This window comes from Piscinibacterium candidicorallinum (assembly GCF_047549485.1).
Classification (GTDB): Bacteria; Pseudomonadota; Gammaproteobacteria; order Burkholderiales; family Burkholderiaceae_C; genus Piscinibacterium; species Piscinibacterium candidicorallinum.
Genome location: NZ_CP180191.1, coordinates 1,040,569 through 1,061,621, shown reverse-complemented (window position 1 = coordinate 1,061,621; position 21,053 = coordinate 1,040,569). Strand labels below are relative to the sequence as shown.

At 65.5% G+C, this 21,053-nt stretch carries 16 protein-coding genes; 9 read left to right on the top strand and 7 right to left on the bottom strand.

Annotated elements, in window-relative coordinates; genetic code table 11:
* Positions 1 to 4: 4 nt before the first annotated feature.
* On the bottom strand, positions 5 to 2,278 hold the full coding sequence (locus ACMDW7_RS04800) for an ABC transporter substrate-binding protein (protein ID WP_377305096.1): 2,274 nt from the start codon (positions 2,276 to 2,278) through the stop codon (positions 5 to 7).
* Positions 2,279 to 2,478: 200 nt separating this feature from the next.
* Here ACMDW7_RS04800 and fabI point away from each other — a divergent pair, with 200 nt between their 5' ends.
* From fabI to ACMDW7_RS04785, 3 genes are all read left to right on the top strand, one after another.
* Positions 2,479 to 3,261: an enoyl-ACP reductase FabI gene (gene fabI / locus ACMDW7_RS04795; protein WP_377305098.1), complete on the top strand. Its 783-nt coding sequence runs from the start codon at positions 2,479 to 2,481 to the stop codon at positions 3,259 to 3,261.
* A 135-nt stretch (positions 3,262 to 3,396) separates the two neighbouring features.
* Complete coding sequence (locus ACMDW7_RS04790; RefSeq protein ID WP_377305100.1) at positions 3,397 to 4,047, top strand: chalcone isomerase family protein; 651 nt, start codon at positions 3,397 to 3,399, stop codon at positions 4,045 to 4,047.
* A 184-nt stretch (positions 4,048 to 4,231) separates the two neighbouring features.
* Positions 4,232 to 4,804 carry a chalcone isomerase family protein gene (locus tag ACMDW7_RS04785; RefSeq protein WP_377305102.1) on the top strand — a complete coding sequence of 191 codons (573 nt, stop codon included), beginning with the start codon at positions 4,232 to 4,234 and terminating at the stop codon, positions 4,802 to 4,804.
* A gap of 72 nt (positions 4,805 to 4,876) precedes the next feature.
* Here ACMDW7_RS04785 and ACMDW7_RS04780 read toward each other — a convergent pair whose 3' ends face one another.
* Positions 4,877 to 6,079, bottom strand: coding sequence for a threonine ammonia-lyase (locus ACMDW7_RS04780; protein ID WP_377305104.1), 1,203 nt, complete (start codon positions 6,077 to 6,079; stop codon positions 4,877 to 4,879).
* Between the two features lie 273 nt (positions 6,080 to 6,352).
* Positions 6,353 to 9,028 carry an alpha-ketoglutarate dehydrogenase gene (gene mdeB, locus ACMDW7_RS04775; protein WP_377305106.1) on the bottom strand — a complete coding sequence of 892 codons (2,676 nt, stop codon included), beginning with the start codon at positions 9,026 to 9,028 and terminating at the stop codon, positions 6,353 to 6,355.
* 238 nt (positions 9,029 to 9,266) lie between these two features.
* On the opposite strand from mdeB, the gene ACMDW7_RS04770 reads away from it, so the two are divergent.
* Positions 9,267 to 11,099, top strand: a complete 1,833-nt coding sequence (locus tag ACMDW7_RS04770; protein WP_414859612.1) for an ATP-binding protein — start codon at positions 9,267 to 9,269, stop codon at positions 11,097 to 11,099.
* 5 nt (positions 11,100 to 11,104) lie between these two features.
* Here ACMDW7_RS04770 and ACMDW7_RS04765 read toward each other — a convergent pair whose 3' ends face one another.
* Both ACMDW7_RS04765 and ACMDW7_RS04760 read right to left on the bottom strand, forming a co-directional pair.
* Complete coding sequence (locus ACMDW7_RS04765) at positions 11,105 to 11,623, bottom strand: GAF domain-containing protein (RefSeq protein WP_377305110.1); 519 nt, start codon at positions 11,621 to 11,623, stop codon at positions 11,105 to 11,107.
* A 124-nt stretch (positions 11,624 to 11,747) separates the two neighbouring features.
* Positions 11,748 to 12,173, bottom strand: a complete 426-nt coding sequence (locus ACMDW7_RS04760) for a hypothetical protein (protein ID WP_377305112.1) — start codon at positions 12,171 to 12,173, stop codon at positions 11,748 to 11,750.
* A gap of 188 nt (positions 12,174 to 12,361) precedes the next feature.
* Between ACMDW7_RS04760 and ACMDW7_RS04755 the strand changes: the two genes are divergently transcribed.
* The 5 genes from ACMDW7_RS04755 to ACMDW7_RS04735 all read left to right on the top strand — a co-directional run bounded on the left by ACMDW7_RS04755 (position 12,362) and on the right by ACMDW7_RS04735 (position 19,198).
* Positions 12,362 to 13,045 carry an ABC transporter ATP-binding protein gene (locus ACMDW7_RS04755; protein WP_377305114.1) on the top strand — a complete coding sequence of 228 codons (684 nt, stop codon included), beginning with the start codon at positions 12,362 to 12,364 and terminating at the stop codon, positions 13,043 to 13,045.
* Positions 13,046 to 15,598, top strand: coding sequence for an FtsX-like permease family protein (locus ACMDW7_RS04750; RefSeq protein ID WP_377305116.1), 2,553 nt, complete (start codon positions 13,046 to 13,048; stop codon positions 15,596 to 15,598).
* 133 nt (positions 15,599 to 15,731) lie between these two features.
* Entirely contained in the window at positions 15,732 to 16,883 is a 1,152-nt protein-coding gene (locus tag ACMDW7_RS04745; RefSeq protein ID WP_377305118.1) for a lipocalin-like domain-containing protein, read from the top strand.
* Between the two features lie 80 nt (positions 16,884 to 16,963).
* Positions 16,964 to 18,772 carry an ABC transporter transmembrane domain-containing protein gene (locus ACMDW7_RS04740; RefSeq protein WP_377305120.1) on the top strand — a complete coding sequence of 603 codons (1,809 nt, stop codon included), beginning with the start codon at positions 16,964 to 16,966 and terminating at the stop codon, positions 18,770 to 18,772.
* Between the two features lie 63 nt (positions 18,773 to 18,835).
* Complete coding sequence (locus ACMDW7_RS04735) at positions 18,836 to 19,198, top strand: hypothetical protein (RefSeq protein ID WP_377305121.1); 363 nt, start codon at positions 18,836 to 18,838, stop codon at positions 19,196 to 19,198.
* A gap of 129 nt (positions 19,199 to 19,327) precedes the next feature.
* Here the strand turns inward: ACMDW7_RS04735 and rsmA are convergent, their stop codons facing one another.
* Entirely contained in the window at positions 19,328 to 20,095 is a 768-nt protein-coding gene (gene rsmA / locus ACMDW7_RS04730) for a 16S rRNA (adenine(1518)-N(6)/adenine(1519)-N(6))-dimethyltransferase RsmA (RefSeq protein ID WP_377305122.1), read from the bottom strand.
* The gene (pdxA, locus tag ACMDW7_RS04725) at positions 20,092 to 21,051 is read right to left on the bottom strand and encodes a 4-hydroxythreonine-4-phosphate dehydrogenase PdxA (protein ID WP_377305124.1); all 960 of its coding nucleotides are present in this window, start codon (positions 21,049 to 21,051) and stop codon (positions 20,092 to 20,094) included. Before pdxA ends, rsmA begins: the two co-directional genes overlap by 4 nt.
* Positions 21,052 to 21,053: the final 2 nt, after the last annotated feature.

Sequence of the window (21,053 nt, the reverse complement as noted above, 5' to 3'; positions counted from 1 at the left end):
CGGGTCACTCCGCGCCTTGCGTGGCGGGTTCGCGCGTGGTCGCGCTGAGGCCACGGGCCGCTTCGCGGCGGCGGATCATGCGGATCGCGGGGATGGCAGCCAGCGCCAGCAACAAAACAATCAGCGCCAGCGGCCAGCGCACCGGCTGGTTCCACTCGCGGATCTTCTCGGCGCGCAGCGGCGCGTCGATGGTGTAGTACTTGGCCATGTCCCGGATCATGGTGGCGGGCTTGCCGTTGCCCACCCACTGGTGGAAGGCGCCACCGGCATAGGGGTAGTAGCCGAAGCTCCAGACCGCGTCTTCGCGCGCAATGCTCTCCAACTCGTCGATCAGCTTCTGCTTCTCCGGCCCGTCATCGAGCAGCTTCAAGCGGTCGAAGCGCTTGTTGTATTCGGGGTTGTCGTAGTTGGAGATGTTCTCGCCGTCGAACTTGGCACTCGAGTTCGGCCCGTAGAGCAGGAACAGGAAGTTCTCGGCATCCGGGTAGTCCGCCAGCCAGCCACCCCAGTAGAACTGCAGCGCGCCCTTGCGCTTCTTGTCCTGGTACTGGTTGAAGTCAGTGGCGCGGACCTCAAGCTGGATGTTGATCTTGGCGAACTGCTTGGCCATCCAATCGACCTCGGCACGGAACTCCGGCGTCAGCGCGCGCTGGAAGTCGTAGTTGATCACCAGCGGCTTGCCGGTCTTGGCATCACGCCCGTCCGGGTAGCCGGCTTCGGCCAGCAGGCGCTTGGCGTCCTCGATGGGCCGGCGCACGTAGCGGCCATCCTTCCAGCTGTGCGTCACCGGGTTCACCCCCTCGGCGGTGCCATAGCGCGAGCCAAACACACCCGGCGGCATCGGGCCCATGCCAGCCACGCCGCCCTTGGTCGGGAAGATGGTGTTCCACTCATCGAAGTCGATCGCAATCGAGATCGCCTGGCGGAGCTTGCGGTTCTTCACCTGCTGCTCGGGCGTGTTGCCCCAACCCACCACGGGGTCGAGCATGTTGAAGCCCGTGTACCAGATGGAGGGATCAAGGAACTTGGGGAACTGCATGCCGCGCTCCTTGAACTCGGCGGCCACCTTGGGGTCGTCATCGGCGTCGATGCTGAACTCCACGCCGTACTCGGTGCGCTCGATCTCCGGTACATCCAGAAATCCCGCACGGAACTTGGCCTTCATCGGCACCTTTTCCTTGTCCTGCCGGAACACGAGCGTGTCGATGAAGGGCATGGGCTTGCCGCAGTCCTTCAGGAAGCCGGCGGCGGTGTCGCTGGCCTCGCCCTCGCAGGGGTAGAAGTCGTCAGTGCGGTAGTTGGGGTTGCGCTTGAGGATGTGATGCCGATCGCGCACGTAGTCGACCATCATGTAGGGGCCGCTGCCTACGGGCCAGGTGTTCATCGACAGGCCGTTGAAGGCCATGCCAGGCTGGGTGTAGAAGTAGTCCACCTCCCACGGCGTGGGGGCAAAGAACGTCATCGCCATCCAGTACTTCATCTGCGGGTACTTGCCCTTGATGCGCAGACGCAGGGTGTAAGGGTCCGGCGCGCTCGCGCCAGCCAACGGGTACTTGCGGAAGTCCAGGAAGGGTTTGTCCAGGCTGGACGGATCCGTGCCGGCCAGGAGCTTCTTGTCCTCGGCCTGGATCAGCTCCATGTAGTCCTTCAAGCCGACGATGTATTCCGCAAACACCGAGGAGATCACCGCAAGCGTGCGCGTCGTGGCATTGCGCTTGACCGTGTAGACGTAGTCCTCCGCGGTGACTTCGCGGGTGCCGGTCTGAGTCCAATCGAAGGGGCTGCGCTTGCCGCGCACATCCGCTTCGGTCAGCTTGTGATACAGGTAATTGCCCTGGGCATCCTTTGCGAAGGCGGGGTGCGGCGAGTAGCGCATGCCGCGGCGGATCGGGATGTCGTACACGCTCTCGGCAATCTGCTCGCCCGGCGCATCCGCGCCAAGTTCCTTGCCGTCCTTGTCGAAGTAGCGCGGCACCGCGACCACGCGGCTGGCGCCCTTCGGTACCAGTTCGTACGGCCGCTTCAAATAGTGATAGCCGTAGAGCGGCTCGTAGACCTGGTAGGTGACCGGGGTCTCGTTGTTCGCGTAGGACGACACGGGGTCCAGGTACTTGGGCGAGCGCTCTTGGAAGCTGGAGAACAGGGTGTTCTCGCGCTCGGCACCGCCGGGGTGCGGACTGTTGGGCACCTCGCCACAGGCGGCCAAGCCCAGCATCAGGCCGAGCACGACCGTGCCTGGCCATCCGGCGCGCGTGCGGCCGGAACGATTCCACGTCATATCTGATCCCCTCCAGCGCCAGCCCATCAGGTCTTGTGAACGTGCTGCCGGAGAGCGCGGGTTTGGCGCGCTACCGGCCAGGGTCTGGCGGCAAAGCGCGGATGATAGAGGCCGCAGCCCCTGCGGCTCAGGGTTTTCCCGCTCCGAGCCACCCTTGGAAGTAGCATTTGTGGCATTCACAACCAACGGAATCCGCACTTATGGGCTTTCTTGCCGGCAAGCGCCTCCTGATCACCGGTTTGCTGTCCAACCGCTCCATCGCCTACGGCATCGCCAGCGCCTGCAAGCGCGAGGGCGCCGAGTTGGCGTTCACCTACGTCGGCGACCGCTTCAAGGACCGGATCACGGAATTCGCGCGTGAATTCGGCTCGGATCTCGTGTTCGACTGTGACGTGGGCAGTGATGAGCAGATCGAACGGGTGTTCAAGGACTTGTCTGCCACCTGGCCGACCTTCGACGGCTTCGTGCACGCCATCGGCTTTGCGCCGCGCGAGGCGATCGCCGGCGACTTCCTGGACGGCATCTCACGTGAGGGTTTCCGCATCGCGCATGACATCTCCGCCTACAGCTTTCCGGCCATGGCCAAGGCAGCGGCGCCCATGCTCAATGATCGCGCTGCCCTGCTCACGCTGAGCTACCTAGGCGCCGTGTCAGTCGTGCCCAACTACAACACCATGGGTCTGGCCAAGGCCTCACTCGAAGCCAGCGTGCGCTATCTCGCCAGCGCGCTGGGCCCCAAGGGTGTGCGTGTGAACGGCATATCCGCAGGCCCCATCAAGACCCTGGCTGCATCCGGCATCAAGGACTTCTCCAAGATCCTGCACTTTGTGCAGGCCCATGCGCCGCTGCGGCGCAACGTGACGATCGACGAAGTCGGCAACGTCGCAGCCTTCCTGCTGTCCGATCTGGCCAGCGCAGTGACCGGTGAAATCACCTACGTAGATGCGGGTTTCTCCACGGTCACGCCGGGCATGAGCGAATAACGACGTACGGCCGCAACGCCAGGGGTTCACGACGAGTGAGCGGGAACTAACATTTCGGCCGTCTGTCTGCGCGGGAATCATCCTGTCACATCGCTGACGGACGATGTTCACAAAAAAGGATCAGGAGACATGTTCATGAAGCGCATTTTTGCGGTGGCCGCGCTCGCGCTGGCTACCTTGGCGAGCCAACCCGCGCTGGCTCAGTCGACCGAAATCGATAAGGTCTCGTTGCCCAATACGACCAGCGTGGGCGGCCAAAGCGCCACCCTGAATGGGATGGGCATGCGTAGCCGCTTCGGCTTCCGCGTGTACGTGATCGGCCTGTACCTGCCCAAGAAGACCAACAATGCGCGCGAGGCCATCACGATGCCCGGCGCCAAGCGGGTTCATCTGACCCTGCGCCGCGAGATCAACAACACCGAGCTAGGCAATGCCTTCCTGAAGGGCATTCGGGACAACGTTCCGCCCGCCGAAATTCAGCGCCTGGGTGTGCAGTTGGTGCAGTTCGGTCAGTTCTTCGGCTCCATTCCCGCGCTGAAAGCCGGTGACACCATCGTGCTCGACCTCCTGCCGGGCAAGGGCATGAACCTCATCATCAACGGCAAGCAGGTGGGTGACGTGGCCGGCGACGAGTTCAACTCTGCGCTGTTGCGCATCTGGTTGGGCGACAAGCCGGTGCAGGCGGATCTGAAGGATCTTCTGCTCGGCGTGCGCCCGGGGCAATCTGCGCCTGCAGCGGCACCTTCAGCTGCACCTGCGCCTCAGCAGTCATCCGAACGCAGCTAAGTCAGGGCGCTCCTCGCGCTCACTGACATACAGGGCGCCACAGGCGCCCTGTTTAATTTGTGCCGCGAACACGGAGCCACAGCGATGCCGGAAATAGGGGATGTTTTCCCCCGCTATTTGCCCGAGCGAGCGCTGGGCCGACCGATAAGCTCCTCTCGCCCCCGATGCTTTGAGGAGAGACTTGATGAACAAACTGATTGCTGCTGCGCTCTTCGCGCTGGCTTTTCTGACCCCGACCGCCCAAGGCGCCGAACTCGAAGGCGTCAAGATCCCGGATCAGGTCACTGTGGCCGGACAGTCGCTGACCCTGAATGGCGCCGGCGTCCGCAGCCGATTCGGCTTCAAGGTCTACGTCGGCGGCCTGTATTTGCCCAGGAAGAGCGGCAACGCGAATGAAGTCCTGAACATGAAGGGCGCCAAGCGGGTGCATCTCACGTTGCTGCGTGAAATTTCATCCAAAGATCTTGGCGAAGCCTTTCTCAAGGGTGTTCGCGACAACCTGAGCCCCGAGGAGTTGCAGAAGGTGAGTACGCAGCTTGTTCAGTTCGGTCAGGTATTTGCAACGATCCCCTCGGGAAAGCCCGGTGACGTGATCGTGGTCGACTTCAACCCCTCACGCGGCACGGTTGTGAACTCGATGGGCAAGGAGCAGGCCGCCATTCCTGGCGAAGACTTCTACGAGGCTCTGCTGAAAATCTGGTTGGGCAACAAGCCCGTCCAGGCCGATCTCAAGGACGCAATGCTGGGCAAGAAGTAAGGCGCTCACCCTAAACGAAAACGGGCGACTGTGCAGTCGCCCGTTTTGCTTCGTGCAGTAATCGACGCCGACTCAATGCACTCGCGCGTCAAACCCCTCGGCGACGAGCGCGGCCACCAGTTCCTGGATGTGCGCTGCATTGCGTGTCTGGACGACCACGTCGACCTCGGTGTACTGGGCAGACAGCGCAGTGAACGCGCGCTGATGATGTACTTCCTCGATGTTGGCGGAATTGTCGGCCAGCACCCGCGTCAGGCTGGCGAGCGCGCCCGGCACGTCGCGCACACTGACTGTGATGCGAGCGAGGCGGCCTGAGCGCACCATGCCGCGCTCGATGATTCCCGCCAGCACCAAGGGGTCGATGTTCCCGCCACACAGGACCAGGCCAACGCGCAGACCGCTGAACAGTTCGCGGTGCGCCAGTAGTGCAGCGAGGCAAGCGGCCCCGGCGCCCTCCACCACCGTCTTTTCAATCTCGAGCAGCATCAGGATGCTGCGCTCAATGTCGGCTTCGGACACGAGGACGCAGTCATCCACCAGACTGCGCACGATCTCCACGTTGCCCGCACCGGGTGACTTGACGGCGATGCCCTCGGCAATCGTCGCCGTGCCGCTCGCATGATCGGTACCGCGCTTGGCGTTGAACACCGCCGGGAAGCGCTCGGTCTGCACACCGAACATCTTGATGCCCGGCTTGAGCGCCTTCGCGGCCACCGCCATGCCGGCAATCATGCCGCCACCGCCCACCGCGATCACCATGGCATCCAGATCCGGCTGCGCTGCCAACATCTCCATGGCAATGGTGCCCTGCCCAGCGGCAACCTGCGGGTCGTCATAGGGGTGCACCAGAACAAAACCCTGTTCGGCGACCAGACGCATGCCATGCTCGCGCGCATCGTCAAACGTGGCTCCGTGCAACACGACATTCGCGCCGAACGCCCTGGTGCGCTCCACTTTCACGGCGGGCGTGAACTTGGGCATGACGATCGTGGCCGGAATACCCATGCGCTGCGCGTGGTAGGCCACGCCCTGAGCATGATTACCGGCGGACACTGCAAGCACGCCGCGCCGGCGCTCGTCGGTATCGAGTTGTGCCAGCTTGTTCAGCGCACCCCGCTCCTTGAAGCTTGCGGTGAACTGGAGGTTCTCGAACTTGAGAAACACCTCGCAGCCGCAGATGTCCGACAGCGTGCGCGAGGGCACAAAAGGCGTGTTGAGTACGTGCGGCGACACGCGGGTCTGCGCGGCACGGATATCGTCAAGTGTCAGGGCCATCGACGGGCTTTCTCGCTCAGGGGGTTCCTTGCATGCTCAGCTGGGGGGCAAAGTCTCGCGTTGGGTCGCAGACCGACAGCCGGGTGCGGATGGCACCGCCGCGCCGCCCCATAAGCATTGTGCTTGGGTGGAAGTGTACGGACTCGGACCGTTTTGGCCCCCCGCCGTGCGTTTCCGAGGGTGCGCGTCTTGCGATGTCGCGCTGATCTGCGGATCCTCAAGCATCCCCTGCGCCAGCCTTGGCCGCTGGCGGGCTTGGTGAACGTCTGCCTGCTAGTTGGTCCAGGGGGGAGGTCGATCGCGATCAAGCCGAAGCACGCGGGCTGCATCGGCAAGCGGCTCGCCCTTCCATCCCAGCGCATGCAGCGCCGAGTAAGCCATCCAGCGGGCGTCAATCTCGAAAAAGTCACGCAGACGAGCGCGCGTATCACTTCGACCAAAGCCGTCGCAGCCAAGCACCACATAGGGAGCATTCAGTGCTGCGCGAATGCTGTCCGGCACCGCCCTGACATAGTCGGCTGCCGCAATCACCGGGGCCAATCCGCCCAAGTGACGCTCCACCCAAGCCTCTGTGCTTGATTGCCCCAGCCGGCGTGCGCGCTCCTGCTGCGTCCAGTCACGCGCAAGCAATGACCAGCTGGTCACTGAATACACGGCGGCGCTCACACCAAATCGGGCTTGCAGCAGGGCCGCAGCCTCGTGCGCCTGCGCCAGGGTGGCACCGCTGCCCAGCAGCCTGACCTGTGCACCGGACTGGCCCGATGCCAGATACATGCCGCGGAGCACCCCCTCGACTGCATCCGCAGGCAGGTCCGGCTGCGGCAGGTTCTCGTTGGTCACAGTGAGATAGAAGAACTCGTCGCGCTGATGCTCGAGGATCGACCGCATCGCATCGTCCAGAATGACTGCAAGCTCGCCAGCGGTCGCCGGGTCGTAGGCTCGGCAATTTGGAATGGTGGCGGCGATCAGGTGAGAGGTGCCATCCTGATGTTGCAGGCCTTCACCAGCCAGTGTGGTCCGCCCGCTGGTAGCCCCCACAAGAATGCCCCGTGCGCGCTGGTCCGCGGCGGCCCAGATCTGATCGCCCACACGCTGGAATCCGAACACGCTGTAGTAGATGTAGATCGGCAGCATGGCCAGGCCGTGCGTCGCATAGCTGGTCGCGGCTGCAGTCCAGGAGGCGAGCGCGCCGGCTTCGGTAATCCCCTCTTCCAGGATCTGGCCGTCCGTGGCCTCGCGGTAGAACATCACGGTGCCGATGTCCTCGGGCTCGTACTGCTGCCCCTTGGGGCTGTAGATGCCAGCCTGCCGGAACATCGCCTGCATGCCGAAAGTGCGCGCCTCATCGGCCACGATGGGCACCATGCGCGGCCCGAGTTCGGCGTCCTTGATGAGCGTGCCCATCATGCGTACAAGCGCCATGGTGCTGCTCATCTCCTTGCCGTCGGCCTTCAACGCAAAGCCGCCGTAGCTCTCCAGCGCAGGTACCGTGACGCGGGGGCACAACGCCGTGCGTTGCGGCAAGGCGCCGCCAAGCCGGGCGCGCTGCGCGCGCAAGTAGCGCATTTCGGCACTGTCCTCGGCAGGGCGGTAGAACTCCAGCGCTTCACACTGGGCGTCAGAAAGCGGCAGGTTGAAGCGGGTGCGAAATGCTTTCACCGCGTCGTCGTCCAGCTTCTTTTGCTGGTGCGTAGTCATCTTGCCCTGGCCGGCTTCGCCCATGCCGTAGCCCTTCTTCGTTTGAGCCAGCACTACGCAGGGCTGTCCCACCGTCTGCGCGGCAGCGTGGAAGGCGGCGTAGATCTTGCGGATGTCATGCCCGCCGCGCTTTAGCCGATCGATCTCGTCATCGGTCATGCTCGCGGCCAACGCGGCTAGCGCCGGGGTCTGCCCGAAGAACTTCTCGCGGTTGAATGCACCATCGTTGGCGGCAAAGGTCTGCAGCTGGCCATCGACGACCTTCGAGAACGCCTCCACAAGGGCACCCGACTTGTCCCGTGCGAACAATGCATCCCAGTCGCTGCCCCAGACGAGCTTGATCACGCGCCAGCCTGCGCCTTTGAAGAGGCCTTCGAGCTCATCAATGATGCGGCCGTTGCCGCGTACTGGTCCGTCCAGGCGCTGCAGGTTGCAGTTGATGACCCAGGTCAGGTTGTCCAGCCCTTCGCGCGCGGCCAATGTGAGCGCTGCCATGGACTCCGGCTCATCCATTTCGCCGTCGCCAAAAAAGCCCCACACACGGCGGCCACGGGTGTCCAGCAGCTTTCGATCGTGCAGATAGCGCATGAAGCGCGCCGAGTAGATCGAGTTGATCGGGCCGATACCCATCGAGCCAGTGGGGAATTGCCAGAAATCCGGGGCCAGCCAGGGATGTGGATAGCTCGGCAGCGGCTGCAGGCCTTTGGCTCGCGCAGCAATTTCCTGCCGGTAGTGCGTCAAGTCCTCGGCGCTCAGCCGCCCTTCAACGAAGGCCCGCGCGTAGACCCCGGGCGCCGAGTGAGGCTGCAGAAACACGATGTCACCGAGCTGCTCTGCCGTGCGCCCGCGAAAGAAGTGGTTAAAGCCGACTTCGAAGAGATCGGCGCCGCTCGCGTACGAAGCAATGTGCCCGCCCAGCTCACCGCTGACCCGATTGGCGTGAACCACCATCGCCAGTGCGTTCCAGCGCATGATCGAACTCAGGCGCTCCTCGATCGTCAGGTTGCCCGGAAACACAGGCTCGGCAGACGGCGCAATGGTGTTCACATAAGGCGAGGCAAGCAGCTGCGTCGCCTCGGACTCGACGCCGAGCGTTCGGGCATGCGCCAGCACCGCGTCCAGCACGAAGCTCGCGCGCTGGGTGCCGGCCGCGGCCACAAGGCCTTCCAGCGCCTGCTTCCACTCGAGCGTTTCCACCGGATCGAGGTCCACCGAGGACAGGACGGCGTCTGGCAGCTTGGGCATGTTCATGATCAGGCGAATTATTGGGAGCGAACGGAACGTGACTCTACGCTTGTCACGCAAGCCGCGCTCGACGCGCACTGAGCGTTAATCCCATGCTGAGGCAGCACGTTTGCGCTTGAGAATCTCGACCTGACGAATTAAACATTCGACTGGCTTGCCCGTATCCGTGATGTTCTGGACGCCGGCCCGGACCTGCAGCGCTACACACGCCCTATCTCCACGCCGCCCCCAATCCCTCAGCCTCATGCTGCGCGCCTACAACGAACACACCGGCCTTGATCGGCGAGCATGGTTCCTTCGCGTTGCTTGCATCAGCATTGCGCTTGCAGCGTTAGGCTTGAACACGGCCTATGTGATCGAAGGAGCATTTGACGCGCGGCGGGTGAGCGTCAATGTGTTCATGCTCGCGGTCGTTGCACTGACCTGGGTGGCGCAGGCGCGCGGGCACCACCGGCTTGCCTCCGCCATTCTGTTGATTAGCATCACCGCGGCGATTGGCGTGCTTTCTGCCGTCAATGGCGGTTTCCGGGCGCCGGTGGCCTGGGCCTTTCTTCCGCTGATCGCGTTCGCGGGCTGGATGCTCGGCGCCCGCTGGGCCACAGGCACATTCATCGCCGTGGTGCTCATTCTGCTGACTCTGTTCGGCATGGAGGCCACAAACTCGCTGCCGCCGCAGGCGCCCGGCTCCATTCGGGTGCAGATCGTGGTGACCCTGTTCATGCTCAGCCTGGGTTGCCTGCTGTTCCTTCTGATCGGCCGCGACATGACCGCCGGTCTGCGTGCCGCCAGCGAACTGCGCGAAGCGCTGCGCAGCGCCAATGAAGCCCTAGAGGCCAAGGTCGCAGACCGGACGCGCGATCTCGAGGCCGCCAAAAACCTTGCCGAGGTCGCCAGCCGTGCGAAGGGTGCGTTCCTCGCCAACATGAGCCACGAGATCCGCACGCCGATGAATGCAATCGTCGGTTTTTCACAGATCCTGCTGCGCGGGGATCTGCCGCCCGCAGCCCGTGGCCAGGTGCAGCACATGGTGCAAGCCGCGGACCATCTGCTGCTGCTGATCAACGATGTGCTCGACATCTCGAAGATCGAGAGCGGCAAGTTGGTGCTTGAGCCCACGGCGTTTGATCTGCGCGCCTTGTTCACGCGCCTGCTGGTATTGGTAGAAACCAACGCCCGCGCCAAGAAGCTCGGTCTGTATCACGAGATCGAAGATGAGGTACCGCGCTGGGTGGTGGGCGATCCCACGCGTCTGACTCAGATCCTGCTGAACTTCCTGGGCAATGCCGTCAAGTTCACCGAGTCCGGCGCGATCATCCTGCGCTGCAGCGTGCAGGCCAGCGATGCAACGGGCGTGACCCTGCGCTTCGAGGTGCAGGACACGGGCGTGGGCATCCCGCCCGATGCGCAGGCCCGCATCTTTCAGCCCTTCGAGCAGGCTGACCCTTCCAGCACGCGCGGCTACGGCGGCACCGGCCTGGGTCTGTCCATCAGCCGCCAGCTGGCGCAGATGATGGGTGGGAGCGTCGGTGTGGAGAGCGCGGTCGGCCGCGGCAGCTTGTTCTGGGCCACCGCCCGGCTGGGCTTGAGCGAAGCGCTCGCGTCCGGTCCGGCTGGAACGACCAGCCTGTCCGAACCCGAGCGCCTGTTCTTCGCGCCGGAACGCATCCTGCGCCACCACTTCAGAAGCAGCCGCATACTCTTGGTGGAAGACAATGAAGTGAACCGGCTCGTCGCAAGCTCGCAGCTCGCGCTCGTGGGGCTCGGCGTGACTGAGGCGCACAACGGCGCCGAGGCTGTGAAGCTGTGCGAGCAGCTGCGCTTCGATCTGATCCTGATGGATCTTCACATGCCGGTCATGGACGGCCAGACGGCCACGCGTGCCATCCGGCAGCTGCCCGAACACGCAGACACACCGATCATCGCGCTCACCGCAGATGCCTTTTCAGAGGACCGGCAGCGCAGTCTGGATGCCGGCATGAGCGACCACCTCGCCAAGCCGATCACGCCGGACACCTTCTACCCTCGCCTGCTGCGCTGGCTGTCAGCGAAGCGCCCGGAAGTGCTGCTGCTCGGCTGAAGCGCTCAGGCTACGTGAGTCGAGCGCGCCAGCGTGAACGCCTGCCCGATCTCGTGGGCCACGGCCGCGAGGATCTCGTGATCCTGTTCGGACCAGGTTCGCGGAGCTGCGCAGTGCTCGCAGCAGATCACAGCGACGGGCTCGCCAGCATCAAACACGAGCCGGTCGAGCAGCGAATGAATGTCCGCCGGCAGGAAGTAGGCGTCGCCAAAGCAAGCCGTCGCTGGATGCGTACGTGCGCTTGGTGCGTCGATCACATCAGACTCGCGCAGGGCCTGAAAGTATTCCGGGAAGTCGCCCCTGCTCAGACGCATCCCGGACGCAAACCTCTTCGTCCGTGCATCCAGCAGGCAGAGCTGATCCAGTGCATCGCGTTCGCCTGAGTACAACCACAGGCTGACTCTCGTGCACTGCAGCCGGTCGCTCAGGTGGACGCAGGCTGACTCCCAGACGCGCGCAATGCCGCTGCGACCTTCGAGATGCTGGGCCAGGGCGGCGGAAAGCGCGGGGGTGTTCAGGGTCATGAAGCGGACGACGAAGTTGAAGCGCGCAACGCTAGCGCCTCAGATCATCAATCGTCCAGTCGGATGAGCCCGCAAGACGCAGCGCTTGCGGGTCAGGTGGACACCCGCTGTCCTGCGGTCTGCCTTAGGGCTTGCCAGCCGCCTTGGTTTCACCGGCAGCCGGTGCTGCAGGCATGGCGGGTAAGGTGAATCCCGGGGGCAGTCCTGGCAGACTCATCTTGTCCTTGTCGGCTTCAGTGGGTTTGACCGGCTCGATCTTGTTCTCGGCCATGTAGTCGTTCATCTCACGCCATCCGGCGAAGACCGCAGCCTTGGATGCACGCGGGTTGCGGGCATAGCAGTCCTCGATGGCGCGCGCGGCGTGGCGGCAGGCCGCGCCAATCGCCTTGCCGTCGGCCTCGACTGCGGCTGCCACCTTGGCCGGATCTTCAATGCCCAGCAGCTCGCAGCCGGTCAACGCGAGAATGGCCATCACCATCAGTGCGAAGCGGCCACGGCGCGTGGGTTCCATGCTGGGGGCCGTCTGGATTGCGGATGCAGGCTGATTCATGGGTTCAGGAATTTCAGGGGTTCGAGCCGTTATCGGCAGTTCCACCCCCTGCCTGAAGCGCTGCTCGGCCGGTCATGCCGCCGGAATTGCCCGGTTTTGCCCTGCATTTCCCGCAGCGCAATGTCGCACCCCGGCGGCCAGCCCGCGGTCGCCACGGGCCGGTCAAACCCCGTCCATACAATCGGCCGATGCTCCATGTGCATCAACTCGGAAAGCGCTTTGCGGCCAGTTCTCGGCCCGTGTTTGACCAACTCAGCCTGCAGATCGCTGCAGGCGAGGTGGTCGCGCTGGTGGGCGAATCGGGCGTGGGCAAGTCCACCCTGCTGAACTGCATCGCAGGGCTAGACCGTGTCGACACCGGAGGCGTACTGATCGACGGTGAACCGATGCATGCGCTGGACGAGGCTGCGGCCGCCCAGCTGCGCGCCCGCCGGCTGGGCTTCGTGTTTCAGGCGTTTCATGTGCTGCCCGCCCTGTCGGTTGCGCAGAACGTGGCCATTCCCCTGCTGCTTGCGCAGGTGCCGCCGGCCGAGCATGGCGCACGGACCGAGCAGATCCTCCATGCGGTCGGCCTTCAAGGCTTCGGCCCGCGCATGCCGACCAGCCTGTCGGGTGGCGAGCTGCAGCGCGTGGCCATCGCACGCGCGCTGATCCACGCGCCCGCCCTGATCCTTGCGGACGAGCCCACCGGCAATCTGGATCCGCGCACTGCGCAAGACGTCCTCGATCTGCTGCTGACACAGACGCGCTCGCGCGGCGCAGCAGCGCTGATCGTCACGCACTCCGCGCAGGTTGCCGCGGCCTGCGATCGGGTGCTGACGCTCACCCGCGACGGCTTGCAGCAAGACCGCGCGGCCGCGGAGGCCTCGTAAGTGGCAGGCGCCTGGCTGCCGCCCAAGCAGCTCTCGCGCTGGCTGCTGCTGGGCCTGCTGCGCAGCCGGCGCACGGCCACGGCCCTGTCGGTGCTCGCCATAGCCCTGGGTGTCGCGTTGGGCTATGCGATCCATCTCATCAACAGCGCGGCGCTGTCTGACTTCAGCCGCGCCATGCAGGCCCTGCAGGGCGAGCCGGACGCGATCCTCAGCGCCGCCGACGGCGCCGACGGCCGCGGCGTGGATCTGGCGCAGCTCAACACGCTTGCCCGCGATCCGCAGGTGCTGATCGCCAGCCCTGTGATCCAGCTGCGCGTCCAGCTGATCGACGACTCGGGCAAGGCGCAGCCGATCACACTGCTGGGGCTGGATACCCTGTCCATTGCCCAGATCACGCCGACCCTGCTGCCCCGCGATCAGCGCGGCCGTGCCGAGGCGACCAACCTGTTCGGCCCCGCGCTGTTTGCAAGCCCCACGCTGGTCCGCGAACTGGGCGGCGCACGCGGTCAGATCCTGAGCCTGCGGCGCGGCACCCGCGAATGGCAGGCGCCGCTGGCAGGTGATCTGCCCGCGCTGGGCGGGAGCAGCAAGGTACTGGTCGCCGACATCGCCTGGGTGCAGGCCGCGTTGGGTGAAGCAGGCCAGGTGTCGGAGATCCGACTGCGCCTGGCGCCGGATGTGAATGCCGACACATGGATCGCGCAAACCCGTGCGCAATTGGACGCAGCACTGCTCATCAAGCGCCCCGAAGACGACAACCTGCGCGTCTCCAACCTGTCGCGCGCCTACCGCGTGAACCTGAATGTGCTGGCGCTCGTGGCGTTGCTGACCGGCGCCTTTCTGGTCTTTGCCACGCAGCTCACTGCGGTGGCGCAGCGCGCCCCGCAGTTTGCGCTGCTCGGCGTGCTCGGCCTCACGCCGCGGCAGCGCTTCATGCAGATTCTGCTCGAAGGCAGTGCCATCGGTGTGCCCGGCGCGCTGCTGGGGCTGATGCTGGGCTATGGCCTGGCCCTGCTGTTCACTTGGGCGCTCGGTGGAGACTTGGGCGGTGGTTACTTTGCCGGCAGCAACCCGGTGATCGACCCCGCGCCCTGGGCCGCCTCCGCTTTCGCGCTGCTCGGTCTCATCGCCAGCGTCGCCGGGGCCTGGTACCCCGCCCTGCTGAACCGCGCGCAGACGCCGGCCCAGACCCTCAAGAGCGGCTTTGTGCATGAACGACATGCGGCCACGCCACGACGGCGTGCGGCCCTGCTGCTGGTGTTGGCTGCGCTGATTGCGCTGCTGCTCACCCTGCCGCCCTGGCGTGGGCTGCCTGTGGCTGGCTATGCGGCCATTGCGCTGGTGCTGGTGCTTGGCATTCTGCTGGCGCCCATCGCCACCGCGGCCGCGTTCCGCTGGCTGGCGCGGCGCCCCCGATCCGGCCGCGGCGCGCCGCTCACGGTGGCCGCACAGCAGGTGGCACAGGCACCGCTGATGGCGCAGGTGGCCGCCAGCGGGCTGATCGTCAGCTTTGCACTCACGGCGAGCATGGTGATCATGGTGTCCAGCTTCCGCGAGGCGGTGGATACCTGGCTGGACGAGGTGCTGCCAGCGCCACTGTATGCCCGCACCCGCGGCACGCCGCTGCCCGCCCCGGCGCTGGATGCGCTTGCGGCCAGCGGCCGCTTCGAGCGCATCGAGAAACTCGCCGTCCGCCCGGTGGTGCTAGACCCGGCCCGCCCGGCACTCGATCTGGTCATCCGCGATCTGGACCCGCAGCGCCCAGGTGAGCGGCTGCCCTTCACTGGCGCAGTACTGCCTGCGCCACCAGGGTCGGTCAGTGCATGGATCAGCGAGCCCATGAGCGTGCTCTACGACCTGCAGCCGGGCGACCGCCTGCGCCTGCCTCTGTTGGGCAGCACGCGCGAGTTCCATGTGGGCGGTGTGTGGCGAGACTACGCGCGGCAGTTTGGGGCAGTGACGCTGGCGCGCTCGGACTTCGAGGCCCTCGGGGGGCGCTTCGAAGCCAGCGACATTGCGCTGTGGCCCCGCGAAGGCCAGTTGGCGCCTGCCAAGGCCCTGCTCAGCGAACTCACTGCGCGTCACGGCGTGGAGGTGGCAGAGTCCGCCGAGATCCGTGCGCTGTCCCTGCGCATCTTCGACCGCAGCTTTGCCGTGACCTATGCGCTGGAAGCGGCAGCGATGCTGATCGGCTTGTTTGGTCTGGCGGTGACCCTGGCGGCGAGTGTCTGGATGCGCAGCCGCGAGATGGCGATGCTTGCCGCGCTGGGCTTCTCGCGCGCGATGCTCACGCAGGCCGTGCGCTTTGAAGGCGTGCTGATCGTGCTCACGGGGCTTGCAGTCGGTACGGTGTGCGGCGTGGCGATCGGTGCCATCCTGACCCATGTCATCAATCCCCAGGCCTTTCACTGGCGCATGCCGCTGGATGTGCCCTGGCGCCTGGTGGCGGCCGGCGCGCTGGCCACCCTGGTCGCGGGGCTGGTCGCCAGCCACCTGGCGGCGCGGCGCGCCACGCGCCTGCCAGTGGCGCAGATTCTGGCGAGCAGCCAATGAATCTTCCTTGCCGCTCGCAGCCCCCAAGCATGACTTCTGGAAAGGGTTTCCGCTTGTCTGGCGCGCTTCTTCAGCCATTTTGGCCTGAAGAAGCGCATGAAATGGACTTCTACGTGTTTAGCTCGGGGTATCCATGCTGAGCCGCCGTCTGCTTCTGGCGCGGGCCGCGCAGCTCGCGGCAATCGGCAGCCTGCCGACAGCTGCCGGAGCGCAGGCGGCGCCCAGCGTCCTGGATGGCACGCAGACCGCCCCCAGCTATGCACCCGTTCTGCCCGGCCGGGTACTGCGCTTTCCAGCCGACCATGCGGCACATCCGGACTTTCGCACCGAGTGGTGGTACATCACCGGCGCCCTGGATGCGCCGCACGAACACATCGGCTTTCAGTTCACGCTGTTCAGATCGCGCCTGATTGCGCCGGACTGGTCGCCCGAGCAGCGCGCCAATCCGCTGGCGCTGCAGCAGCTGATGTTTGCGCACGGCGCCGTGAGCGATGCGCGGCGCGGCAAGATCCTGCACGCCGAGCGCGCTGCCCGCGTGCCCCTGGGCGCCGGCTTCAGCCTCACGGACTGCGACCACTTCATCGGCAACTGGCGCATCTGGCGGGAAGATGCGCAGCCGGCGGGGCAGCCCGAGCGCTTCCGCATCCAGGTGCGCGACCCGCAGCTGGCCTTCGATCTCACACTGGCGCTCACCCAGCCGCGCATGCTGCAGGGCCAGGGCGGCTTTTCGAAAAAGGGGCCGGACCCACGCCTGTCCAGCTACTACGTGAGCCTGCCGCAGCTGGCGGTGAGCGGCACGATCCGCTTACCGGACGCGCCCCTCATTGCGGCGCGCGGCCGGGCCTGGTTCGATCAGGAATGGTCCAGCGAGGTGCTGGGCGACACCGGCGTGGGTTGGGACTGGATCGGCATCAATTTGGACGACGGCGGCGCACTCATGGCCTTCCAGATCCGCGATGCCGCCGGGCGCGCCGTCTATGCCCACGCCGCCCTGCGCGACGCCGCTGGCCGCATGACGCAGTACGGCGCCGATGACGTGCGCTTCGAGCCGCTGCGCCATTGGGTGAGCCCCAGGCATGGGGGCGGCGCACGCTATCCGGTGGCGCAGCGCATCAGCTTCGGGCCGCACCGCATCGAGACCGTGCCCCTAATGGACGACCAGGAGCTCGTCACCCGCCGTCTGGGGACCGTCGCCTACTGGGAGGGCTTGAGCCGGGTCAGCGGTACCCTGACCGGACGCGGCTATCTTGAAATGACCGGATACGCCAGCAAGTTGAAACTCTGAGCCGCGCAGCGGCATCGACACAACGCCGCGCAGCGGCCTGCACAGCACGCCGCAGCGCGGCATCCACAGAACGGCGCCCCATGTCTGCCCCCAAGCCCGACCCCGCCCCACCCAACAAGCTGCCGGTGCTGCGTGCGTTGCTGCCCTTCATCCGGCCCTATCGGGCGCGGGTAGTTCTGGCTGGGGTGTTCCTGGTCATCACCGCGCTGGCGGCACTGGTGCTGCCGGTGATGCTCAAGCAGGTGATCGACCAGGGCTTCGCCCCCGCTCTGCAGCACGGCGACACGAGCTACCTCAAGACCACGCTCTGGGGGCTGGCGATCGTCGGCATCATCATGAGCCTGGGGGGCGGCGCCCGCTTCATGATCGTCACCTGGCTGGGCGAGCGCGTGGTCAGCGACATCCGCAGCGCGGTCTATGCCCGGCTGCTGCAGCAGCCCCCGGAGTTCTTTGAAAGTCTCAAGACGGGTGAAGTGCTCAGCCGCCTGACCACCGACACCACGCTCGTTCAAACCCTGGTGGGGTCCAGCCTGTCGATGGGCCTGCGCAACTGCATCACCCTGGTGGGCGCGGTCATCATGCTCCTGATCGGCCACACCAAGACCACGCTGATCGTGCTGACCATGATTGCGGTGATGATCGGCATCGTCATGCTGTTCTCGCGCCGCGTGCGCAAGCTCAGCCGCGCCAGCACCGACCGCGTGGCCGACATCTCCAGCCAGGCCGGCGAAACGCTCAACGCCATGAGCACCGTGCAGATCATGACGCAGGAGGGCCGCGAGAACCGCCGCTTTGCCGAGCGCGTGGAAGACGCCTTTGCCACGGCGATGAAGCGCACCCGCGTGCGCGCCATGCTGATCGTCTTCATCATGCTGGCGTTTTTGGGTGGCATTCTCTGGGGCATCTGGGACGGCGGCAATGCCGTCATTCGCGGAGAAACCACCTTCGGCCAGCTCTCGCAGTTCGCCATCTATGCGCTCATGGTCGGCAGCGCCGCCGCCGTGCTGGCCGAAGTCTGGGGCGACGCCCTGCGCGCGGCGGGCGCCAGCGAGCGCCTGGTGGAGCTGCTCAGCGCTCAGCCCGGCATCCGTTCACCCGCGCAGCCCGCCGCCCTGCCCGCCACGGCGGGCGGCGTGAACGTGGCCTTTGAGCAGGTGGAGTTCGCCTACCCCACCCGGCCGGAACGCAAGGTGCTGCACGCGCTCAACTTCAACGTGAACGCCGGCGAGCGCGTGGCACTCGTCGGCCCCTCAGGCGCCGGCAAGAGCACGGTGTTCGCGCTGCTGGCGCGCTTCTATGACGTGCAGGGCGGCGCCGTGAAGGTGGCTGGCGTGCCGGTAACGGAACTCGCGCTGGACGATCTGCGCCGGCTCATCAGCGTCGTGCCGCAGGAGCCGGTGATCTTCTCGGACAACGCACTGGAGAACATCCGCTACGGCCGCCCGGAGGCCAGCGAGGCCGAGGTCATGGCCGCAGCCCGCGCCGCCCAGGCCCACGACTTCATCAGCCAGCTGCCCGAGGGCTACCAGACCTACCTAGGCGAACGCGGTGTGCGCCTGAGTGGCGGACAGAAGCAGCGCATCGCGATTGCCCGCGCCATCCTGCGCGACGCACCCCTGCTGCTGCTGGACGAAGCCACCAGCGCCCTGGACGCCGAGAGCGAACAGGCCGTGCAACAAGCGCTCGAAGTCGCCATGCAGGGCCGCACCACCCTGGTGATTGCCCACCGCCTGTCCACCATCCAGAACGCCGACCGCATCCTGGTGTTTGAAGACGGCCGCGTGGTGGAAAGCGGGCCGCATACGCAACTGGTGGCGGCGGGTGGCTTGTATGCGCGGCTGGCGGCGCTGCAGAGTTTGGCGGAGGGGCAGCGGGGCACTAGTTCGTGAACAATATCGAAGCGCCTTTGGCTTCGAACACCTCAATAGCCGAATCGACTTTTTGGAGAGTCAATGAAAGTCCCAGCAATTCGCATTGAGATTAACGGCGAACCTAAAGTGATCGCCGGTGCGCAAGATCTGGCCATGCTCGGCGCACATCTATCAATTGGTGCTTCTGGTCCGAACCAAAACATCGACTGCACTAACCCGGTCTTCAGTTTGCTGGTGATGGGCTTGGCTATCCACGCGCCTCAACCAAGGCAGTTGACTTGGTTGAATGGGACCCAGCTACGCCCAGGCGACCGAGTGGTTATGGAAATTGTGGAAGTTGATGAGCCAACAGCCCCCGAACAAGAGCTGAGTTCGCCGAGTTCGGAACAACTTGCTGCCGCTTCAAGACGCGAACGTGGCGGGCGGAGACGCAAGCCGGTCTGAGGTCTCGCGCACTGCCGGTTGGGATAGTGAGGCCCGCGACATATCGTTTCCGCTTGCCCCATGCGCCTTTCCAGCCATTTCGGCCTGAAAACCCGCATGAATACTGGATCTAGCTAGTGAAACCTGGGCTCAGGCGCTGCGCTGCGTATGCGCCAGCAGCGCCAGCCACTGATCCAGCGCCACTTCCTCGGCCCGCGCGGTGGGCGCGATGCCCACGGCTTCCAATGCCGCTTCATGCCCCGCCAGCGTGTTGCGCAGCATCTTGCGGCGCTGGCTGAAGGCCTGGGCCAGCAGCTTTTCGAGTGCGGGGAAGTCGATGCCAGCGACCTCGTCGGTCTTCTTGGGGATCATGCGCACCACGGCGGAGTCCACCTTAGGCGCGGGGTCGAAGCTCTCGGGTGGCACGTCCAGCAGCGGCTCCATCCAGTAGCGCGCCTGCAGCATGACGGACAGGCGCCCGTACTCCTTGCTGCCGGCCTCGCCCACCATGCGCTCGACCACTTCCTTTTGCAGCATGAAGTGCTGATCGACCACGCGATCAGCAAAGCGCATGAGGTGGAACAGCAGCGGCGAAGAAATGTTGTACGGCAGGTTGCCGACGATGCGCAGGGGCTGCGCACTCACGGCGGCAAAGTCGAACTCCAGCGCGTCGCCTTCATGCACGGTGAGGCGGCCATCGAAGCGGCGGCGCAGCTCGGCGGCCAGATCCCGGTCGATCTCCACGGCGTGCATTTGGCCCAGCACATCGACCAGCGGACGCGTGAGCGCGGCCTGGCCGGGGCCGATCTCGATCATCACGTCACCGGGCTGCGGGCGGATGGCACGCACGATGGCGTGGATGATGCCCTCATCCGTGAGGAAGTTCTGGCCGAAGCGCTTTCGGGCGACGTGCTTCATGCCCGCGCACCCTTCGTGGAGCCGCGCTGGGCGCGCACCATGGCGGCGGCGGCGTTCACGGCTTCGAGCAGGCTGCCTTCGTCGGCCACGCCCTGCCCGGCAATGTCGAGTGCGGTGCCGTGATCCACGCTGGTGCGGATAATCGGCAGACCGAGCGTGACGTTGATGCCGTGGCCGAAACTGGCGAACTTGAGCGTGGGCAGGCCCTGGTCGTGATACATGGCCAGCACGCAGTCCACATCCTTCAGAATGCGCGGCTGGAACACGGTGTCAGCCGGCCAGGGCCCCGTGGCGATGATGCCAGTCTCACGCGCTGCATCAATGGCCGGGGTGATGATCTCGATTTCCTCGCGGCCCATATGGCCGCTCTCGCCCGCATGCGGGTTCAGGCCGCACACGGCAATGCGCGGGGTGCTGATGCCGAACTTGCGGCGCAGGTCGGTATCGATGATGCGCAGGGTCTGTAGCAGGCTGTCCACCGTCAAGGTGGCGGCCACGCGTGCCAGCGGCAGGTGCGTGGTGGCCAGGGCCACGCGCAGGCCACCGCCGGCCAGCAGCATGACCACGCGCTCGGTGCCGGTCTGCTCGGCCAGGAACTCGGTGTGGCCGGTGAAGGGAATGCCGGCGTCGTTGATGACGGACTTGGCCACCGGGCAGGTCACGATGGCGTCGGCCTCGTCACGCGCAATCAGGTCCAGGCCGCGGCGCAGGGTGTTGAGCACATAGGCGCCGTTGCTGGCATCCAGCTGACCCGGATGGACCGGCGCGGCCAGCGAAACGTTGGAGATCTTCAGCCTCGCCTGAGGCGCAAAGCGCGCTGCGTTCTGCTCAAGCAGCAGGCGATCGCCCACCAGAATGAGATCGATGCCGGCGGGTGCGCGGGCCAGCAGCTTGGCCGCGATCTCCGGGCCGATGCCCGCAGGCTCGCCGGTGGTGATCGCCAGGCGAGGCTTCATCA